This is a genomic window from Acidobacteriota bacterium (assembly GCA_003225175.1).
Classification (GTDB): domain Bacteria; phylum Acidobacteriota; class Terriglobia; order Terriglobales; family Acidobacteriaceae; genus Gp1-AA112.
This window is the reverse complement of sequence record QIBA01000212.1, coordinates 1-1,331: the sequence shown is the minus strand read 5'-3', so window position 1 is coordinate 1,331 and position 1,331 is coordinate 1. Positions and strand designations below refer to the sequence as shown.

The window sequence follows — 1,331 nt, the reverse complement described above, 5'->3', positions numbered from 1 at the left end:
TTGCGGAGGAAAATCCGGCCGTCGCCAAGACGAGCGCGCGTCGCTTGCCCCCGCATTCCATCCAGCAGAATCTCCCCAGCATCTAAAGTAACTCCGGAGATATTAGCGGTTCCCGGAACAACAATCGTGTAGTCAACCGTGCCCGAGCGATCTGATAAACCCCACTTCGGCTTGGCAGGAAACTTCGTGGTGATGGAAACGGAGCGCGAACTTGCGGATACATTGATCCCGATCTGCGTCAGTCGCGAGCGGCTGTACGCTTTTTTCACTGCGTGCACACGCATCTCGCTCACGTTTGAGCCATAGATCAGAATCGCGCCATCGCCGTTCTGAATGGTTACATCGGTCGTCGGCTCAACCGCGTAGAGCTGTTCAAAAGTCTCTTCCAGAACCGGATCGCTTTTCGAGCCGCAGCCTCCGAGCGACAACAGCACTATGGTGACAATCAGGCGAAACTTAAGCTGGTTAGTAAAACGTGATCGCACGCACGAATTGTATCAGCGCGTGCAGGTTGTTCATCAAGGGAAGAGCTGCGGCCAGCGTAATGAATCCAAAGAGCACCGCTTCGCTCCAGAAGTCATGGCGCGCTTCGTATTTGAAATAATCGCCACCGATATTCCGGAACGATCGAGCGTAGACAGGCACATCATAGCCGCTGGACTGCTCAAACGCACCGGAGTGATAGCTGTAATCTGTGAACGGTTGACGACCAAATTTGCGCAACGAGCAGTCGCATGAATCGCGGCGTCTGGCCCGGGAAGTTGTTAACGACGTTGATTTCATTTGAAGAGTTGATTGTTTCTTGTGAGATGCGGCGAGTGTGCTGATTGGATTCAAAGTTCTCACTATGTGAATTGTCCGGCTGACGGCTGCTAATCGCTTTCACGAGGCGGGCTCAGGACACTTCAACACCACTTACGATTCCACCGAGATGACCCGTGAGCGTGATTATTAATAACGTGATCAGCGTTACGGCCCAATAGGCGGAAGTCGGCGGCCTTCCTTTGGCACGGAGGCGCGAGCGCATGCGGCTAAGAAACCAGATCAGCAAGCCGGAGGTCACTGCAGAGATCATGTGGAGTCGTAGATTACCTTTTATCGCCGCACCTTCGAGCTGCCACTGCCACGCTCCTATCCCAGTTGCGATTGCAAACGGAATGGTCAATGCGGCTCCCAGCAGATTGTAATAGGCGACAGTTGCAAGCATCGGTTGCTTGCGCCACGCAGCCATTATTTCAAAGACGACACTCGCAATGAAGAGCGCAATCGGAAAGTGAATGATGACTGGATGCTGAGCGTGTCCCGCGAGAAGCGCAGCTTTTACATCAAAG

3 protein-coding genes are annotated in these 1,331 nt (G+C 53.4%); all 3 read right to left on the bottom strand.

Annotation, left to right across the window (positions count from 1 at the left end; genetic code table 11):
• The coding region (locus DMG62_24640) for a hypothetical protein (protein PYY19396.1) at positions 1 to 428 on the bottom strand (428 nt) is incomplete at its 3' end.
• A gap of 37 nt (positions 429 to 465) precedes the next feature.
• Complete coding sequence (locus DMG62_24635; GenBank protein ID PYY19395.1) at positions 466 to 723, bottom strand: hypothetical protein; 258 nt, start codon at positions 721 to 723, stop codon at positions 466 to 468.
• A 172-nt stretch (positions 724 to 895) separates the two neighbouring features.
• Positions 896 to 1,331, bottom strand: a 436-nt coding sequence (locus DMG62_24630; GenBank protein PYY19394.1) for a hypothetical protein, incomplete at its 5' end; no start/stop codon positions are given.